The organism is Chitinophaga sp. (assembly GCF_035564935.1).
GTDB lineage: Bacteria > Bacteroidota > Bacteroidia > Chitinophagales > Chitinophagaceae > Chitinophaga.
In genome coordinates this window covers 1-6188 of sequence record NZ_DATMTE010000824.1, presented here as the reverse complement: position 1 = coordinate 6188, position 6188 = coordinate 1, and the positions used below count along the sequence as shown (strand labels likewise).

The following is a 6188-nucleotide window of genomic DNA, read 5'->3' as shown; positions in this document are numbered from 1 at the left end:
AAATTCCAACGAACAATTCTATCTGCTCACAGAAACTTCCACACAAACCATCTTCCAGGAAATTAAAAAATTACAACCGCAACTGGTCATCGTTGATTCAATCCAAACACTGCATTCGCCGTTCATTGAATCTGCCCCGGGAAGCGTATCACAAATCAGGGAAACTACCGCAGAATTACAACGCTTCGCTAAGGAAAGCAATATCCCTGTATTCCTCATCGGGCACATCACCAAAGACGGTTCCATTGCCGGTCCAAAAGTGCTGGAACATATGGTGGATACGGTTTTACAGTTTGAGGGCGACCAACACTATGCCTACCGCATCCTGCGCACCATCAAAAACAGGTTCGGTTCTACCGCCGAACTGGGCATTTATGAAATGACGGGTACTGGCCTCAGACAGGTAACCAACCCTTCGGAAATCCTTATTTCTCAACGGGAAGATCTCCTGAGCGGCGTAGCCATTGCTGCCACGATGGAAGGAATGCGTCCGCTTCTCGTGGAAGTACAGGCCCTTGTTACACAATCTGTTTACGGAACGCCGCAACGCACAGCTACCGGCTTCGACCTCCGCAGGCTGCAGCTGCTCCTCGCCGTGCTGGAAAAACGGGGCGGCTTCCACTTCGGCGTAAAAGATGTGTTTCTCAATATTGCCGGCGGCATCCGTGTAGAAGACCCGGCCATTGATCTGGCTGTATTGTGCGCCCTGCTTTCTTCCTATGAAGACAATGCCATTTCTCCCAAGATCTGTTTTTCGGGAGAAGTAGGTCTGAGTGGTGAAATAAGAGCTGTAAACCGCATTGAGCAACGGATTGCAGAAGCAGAAAAACTGGGCTTTGAAAAAATATTTATTTCCCGTTACAACAAAAAAGGAATTGATTTCAGTAAATTCCATATCGAAGTAATTGCTGTAGGAAGAGTGGAGGAAGTATACCAGCGGTTATTTTAAATGGCATCATCATATCTTTAAAACCATCCAATGCTTACCAGTTTGTTTTCCCCACTGGTTCATCTGTTCTATCCGCACTGCTGTGAGCTCTGCGGCACTGATCTGCATAAAACAGATGAACTGCTATGCCTGCGTTGCATGCAGGCCTTACCACTTACCCACTTCCAGCGTTACCCAAACAATCCCGTGGCGCAGGTGTTCAGTGGAAGGATTTCTGTACAACAGGCCACAGCTACTTATTATTACAACCAGTCAACCGGCCTGCAACAGCTTATTCACCGGTTTAAATACCACCAACGCCAGGATATCGCTACCTGGCTGGGCAGGCAAACCGGTTACCGGTTGCAGGAAAGTGAGTGGATCAGTACTGTCAGCTTCCTGGTACCGGTTCCATTGAACCCCAGGAAGGAGAAAAAAAGGGGCTATAACCAGGCTGCACTGCTGGCCAATGGCATTGCACAGGTAATTCCCTCCCTTCCGGTGTACCCGGCGGCTCTCCGCCGGCAACAGTTCACCACTACGCAAACAAAAAAGGGACGTACAGACAGGTGGCAGAATGTAGCCGGCGCATTTCAGGCCAGCGGCAACCTTCCGGAAGGTTGCCACGTATTACTGATCGACGATGTAATTACCACCGGCGCTACTACAGAAGCCTGTTGCAGCGCCCTGCAACAGGCCGGCGCCCTGGTAAGCGTATGCTGCCTGGCCTACGCATGGAAATGAGAAGCACGAAATTCTTCTGCATTTTTACTACGGGAATGCTAACTTTACAAATACAGGCCTAAACGGCTATTTTAATCTGTCTTTAAAAAAATCTATATGTTCAAATTAGCTATACTATCAGTTGTTATGTTCTTTGCCTCATCCCATCTTTATGACTTCAAAGTAGATGCAGTTGACGGAGGAAAAATCGATTTCTCCAAATACAAAGGAAAGAAAGTATTGATCGTAAATACCGCCTCCCTGTGTGGTAATACCCCGCAATACGAAGGGCTGGAAAAGCTTTACAAGAAGTATCAGGACAAACTGGTTATTGTTGGTTTCCCTGCCAACAACTTTGGTTCACAGGAACCCGGCTCCAACAAGGAAATACAGGAATTTTGCACCAAAAAATATGCAGTTACCTTTCCCATGGCCGCCAAAATATCTGTAAAGGGTTCCGACATCCACCCCCTGTACAAATGGTTGCTGGCGGAAAGTAAAGCCAAGCACATGGAACCGGCTGAAGTTACCTGGAACTTCCAGAAATATCTGCTGGATGAAAAAGGCAATCTTGTAGCGGTGTTTTCTCCGAAAACGCAACCTGAGTCTGCTGAAGTGATTGCTGCGATTGAGAAATAGTTCTTACCAACTGTCGCTGATTTCTCTGTAAAAGAAAACTACAGGTACCGGTGTAAACGTATATCCGTTTACGTAGGTACCTGTTATTAATTGTACAACGCGCTCCCATATTCATGAAACACTACCTTGCTCCTGCAATCAATACCCTGCCGCTGATGGCATTGCTGTGCATTTTACTGACTGCCTGCCAGCACGATGAGGATCTTCCTTCTCTTACCTGCCCGGAAATGCAGATGGTTACTATCATTGGTAACAGTACCAGTGTCATGAACTTTAGCCGGAGCCTCCTGTTCCGGGAACGGACAGATACCGGTGGCCTGAAATTTCTGAGTGTGGAAACCGTGTCGGATTCATGCAAAGTAGTATTTAACCTGACAGATGGCATGTACGACGAAACAGGATTGCGGGATGATAGTCTTCATCTGAAAACTTATACCTATACCCGCCAGGGAGCACAAACAGGCGGCCTGGTAGCTGTAGCAGTAAAGAACACCAACGGCGAATTTTCTTTTCTTACCACAGATTCTTCCAGTGTCACGATCCGTAAAATGAACTTTCGGACACGAACAATATCCGGTAGCTTTTATTTCGTTGACAATGAGAAAAAGATCAATGGCGCCGGCACTTTTGAAAATGCCTGTTATGTATCTCTTCAATAAATGATTAGCCCCCTTTTCATTATCTTGCGCCCATGCTTTTTTCTGATATCATAGGACAAGGAGAGGTAAAACAACAACTTATACAATCCGTTCAGCATAACCGGTTAAGTCATGCCATGATACTGCTTGCCCCTGAAGGTGCAGGCGGTCTTCCGCTCGGACTGGCCTTTACCCAATACCTGGTTTGCGAAAACAAACAAACGCAGGATGCCTGCGGGCAATGCGCCGCATGCGTCAAAGCTTCACAGTTCATACATCCGGATATTCATTATTCTTACCCGGTTATTCCCCGCAAAGCGGGAGATAAACCGGTAAGTACAGACTATATCACAGAATGGCGGGAGTTTGTTGCCACGCATCCATATGGCAATGCGTACGACTGGCTGCAGTTTATAGGTGCTGAAAACAAGCAGGGTAATATTACTGCTACGGAATGCCAGGATATTATCCATAAACTGAACCTGAAAAGCTTTGAAAGCGGTTATAAGATACTGGTGATGTGGATGCCGGAATACCTTGGCAATGAAGGAAACCGCCTCCTGAAACTGATCGAAGAACCGCCTCAGAACACCCTGTTCATCCTGGTGGCGGAAAACCAGGAACAGATACTGGCCACCATCTTATCAAGAACACATCTTATCAAAATAAACCCGCTTAAAAAAGAGGACCTGGTAGCAGCACTGGAACAAAAAAGCAATGTTCCTGCTGCAAAAGCCCGGCAGATGGCTACTATCACCGCCGGCAACTACCGCGAAGCCCTTTACCTGTTGCAGCATTCAGACGACGACTACCACGAACTGCTCCGTAGCTGGCTGAACCACCTTTTCACCGGTAACCGGGTAGCGCTGCAGGAATGGATAGAAAGCATTTCCAGCGCCAAAACCGGCAGGGAAAACCAAAAGCAGTTCCTCCGCTATTTCATCAACTTGCTGGAACACACCCTGCGCCTGCAATATCTTGATAAAAACCAGTTGGCCTTTTCCCCGGAAGAAATGGACTTTGCCGCCAAACTGGCCAAACTGGCCAACCTTGACCAGATGCAGGAGATTTCCGACGCCCTCAACAATGCCAGCTATTATATAGAACGTAACGCCAACGGGAAAATGCTATTTCATGCCCTGTCTCTCAGGCTGCAATATATATTTAAAAAGAAACCTTTACCGGTTATGTAATATCCATCGGCTTCCTGCGGGTCTTATCGGCTCCTTTTCCCTATCTTTGTTGCTTCCGGCCTTTTGTTTTTCTGAAAGGAAAAACGTATTTTGAAGAACTGGAATAACCTGAAATGCTTATTTATAAAATTTAAACTAATTAATAATATGGCTTGTGCCGGATGTGGTACGGGTGTGGAAGGAAAGCCGTCAGGATGCAAGAGTAATGGAGGATGCAGCACAGGAGGTTGTAACAGACTAAACGTGTTTGACTGGCTGTCCAATATTCCCCTGGGAGATAGCTTAGCACCATTCGACATTATAGAGGTAAGTTTTAACAATGGCAGCCGCAAGGACTTTTTCCGCAATGTGACCAAACAATTCTTTGATAAAGGAGAGATGGTGACAGTAGAAGGAGTTAGCGGATTTGATGTTGGAACAGTAAGCCTGACGGGCGAACTGGTAAAACTACAGATGAAGAAGCGACGCGCTGAAGATACACCCGAAGTAAAAAAAGTGCTGCGACGTTCAACGAACGACGACCTGCAGCGAATGAATGACAACAAGTCCCGCGAGAAGGAGGCCCTCATAAAATCCAGGGCGCTCGCACGCAACCTCGGACTTGAAATGAAACTGGCAGAAGTGGAAATACAGGCCGATGGCCGTAAAGCCACGTTCTTTTACACCGCAGATGATCGCGTTGATTTTAGAGAACTCATCAAAGTATATGCCTCCGAGTTCCGGGCCAAAGTGGAAATGCGCCAGATAGGCGCCCGCCAGGAAGCCGGAAAAGTAGGTGGCATTGGCAGTTGTGGCAGAGAGTTATGCTGCTCCACCTGGCTGTCCGACTTTAAAAGCGTAAACACCACCGCCGCCAGGTACCAGAACCTGTCTATCAACCAGGCGAAACTATCCGGGCAATGCGGCCGTTTGAAATGCTGCCTCAACTACGAACTCGATACCTACCTCGATGCACTGAAAGATTTCCCCGAAGATGCTGATAACATTGAAACTGCCGGCGGCGTTGCCCATCTGCAGAAACGGGATATTTTCAAAAGCCTCATGTGGTATTCTTATGAAGGCAGTAACAAACAGTATCCGCTTACCATTACCAGGGCAAAGGAAATACGCCAGCTGAACAGGCAGGGTATTAAGCCGGACGACCTGAAACCGGTTGAAGTGGTAACTGCCAAGCCAAAGGAAGCAGATCTCGGATATGCAGATGTGGTAGGATTAATCAGTCTGAAATCTCTCGAAAAAACAGCACAGAAACGAAAACAGAAAGATAAGGACAAGCAAAGACAACAAAGAAACGGAGAACGCGGCGAACCCAAACAGGCACAGGGTCAGCCAAGAACAGATGCACCGAAAGGAGGCCAAAAGCCAGACAACCGCCAGTCGTCCGAACGTAAACCGAAACCAGATAACCGCCACCAGCGGCAACAAGGCGGAGGCCAACCCAAACAGGGCCGTGAGCAGCAACCCCGTAATGAACAACAGCCGCAACGCCCCGAACAGGGACAACGGCAGCAGACTCCCCGGCAACCCGGCCAACAAACGGCGCAACCCGGACTGCCCGGCGGACAAGGAGCCACCAACCCTAAACAGGACCGGCGCCCGCCACGACATAAACAGCGGCCGCACAATCCTAACAAGAACAACAATCCTGAAAAAGGACAATAAATAAAAACAAAAAAGACAACCAGCCGGTTGTCTTTTTTGTTTACATACTGTAAGCATTTCTTATAAAATAAAAGGCCGCCCAGACGAGGCAGCCTTTGTTAACAATTGGTTTTTGCTTATGAGAAAACTTAAAAATGCTATCTTATATCTCTTCACAAATCAATCACACAGGCGCCCTACTGACTATTATACAGGCCTACGCTTCATTTTCAAACAGTAATTTATAATAGTTCATGTTCGTGGCTTCATCAAAACCGCGCTCAATCATCTCGCGGTTACCATGAATATATACATGAAAGTTACGATCCAGCTTCAGAATGCTCTTAAATACTTTCTGCTGTTTTTTTACAGCAGGTGCAGATATTTCAAATTCGTCAGGGATATCTTGTTGAAAATGACTCGCAT

6 protein-coding genes and 1 pseudogene are annotated in these 6188 nt (G+C 47.2%); 6 read left to right on the top strand and 1 reads right to left on the bottom strand.

Annotated features, from left to right (window positions below; all coding sequences use genetic code 11):
• From radA to ricT, 6 genes are all read left to right on the top strand, one after another.
• Positions 1-949: DNA repair protein RadA (gene radA / locus VN105_RS21450; protein ID WP_325644037.1), on the top strand; the 949-nt coding region annotated here is incomplete at its 5' end.
• Positions 950-979: 30 nt separating this feature from the next.
• Positions 980-1672: a ComF family protein gene (locus tag VN105_RS21445; RefSeq protein ID WP_325644035.1), complete on the top strand. Its 693-nt coding sequence runs from the start codon at positions 980-982 to the stop codon at positions 1670-1672.
• Positions 1673-1768: 96 nt separating this feature from the next.
• Positions 1769-2290, top strand: a complete 522-nt coding sequence (locus VN105_RS21440; protein ID WP_325644033.1) for a glutathione peroxidase — start codon at positions 1769-1771, stop codon at positions 2288-2290.
• Between the two features lie 113 nt (positions 2291-2403).
• The gene (locus VN105_RS21435; protein WP_325644031.1) at positions 2404-2949 is read left to right on the top strand and encodes a hypothetical protein; all 546 of its coding nucleotides are present in this window, start codon (positions 2404-2406) and stop codon (positions 2947-2949) included.
• 32 nt (positions 2950-2981) lie between these two features.
• Positions 2982-4121: a hypothetical protein gene (locus tag VN105_RS21430; RefSeq protein WP_325644029.1), complete on the top strand. Its 1140-nt coding sequence runs from the start codon at positions 2982-2984 to the stop codon at positions 4119-4121.
• Between the two features lie 243 nt (positions 4122-4364).
• A complete protein-coding gene (gene ricT / locus VN105_RS21425) occupies positions 4365-5783 on the top strand; it encodes a regulatory iron-sulfur-containing complex subunit RicT (RefSeq protein WP_325644027.1) in 1419 nt (472 codons plus the stop codon).
• Positions 5784-5979: 196 nt separating this feature from the next.
• On the opposite strand, the pseudogene VN105_RS21420 reads toward ricT, so the two are convergent.
• Positions 5980-6188 (bottom strand): annotated as a pseudogene (locus VN105_RS21420) (nucleoid-associated protein); the annotation flags it as partial.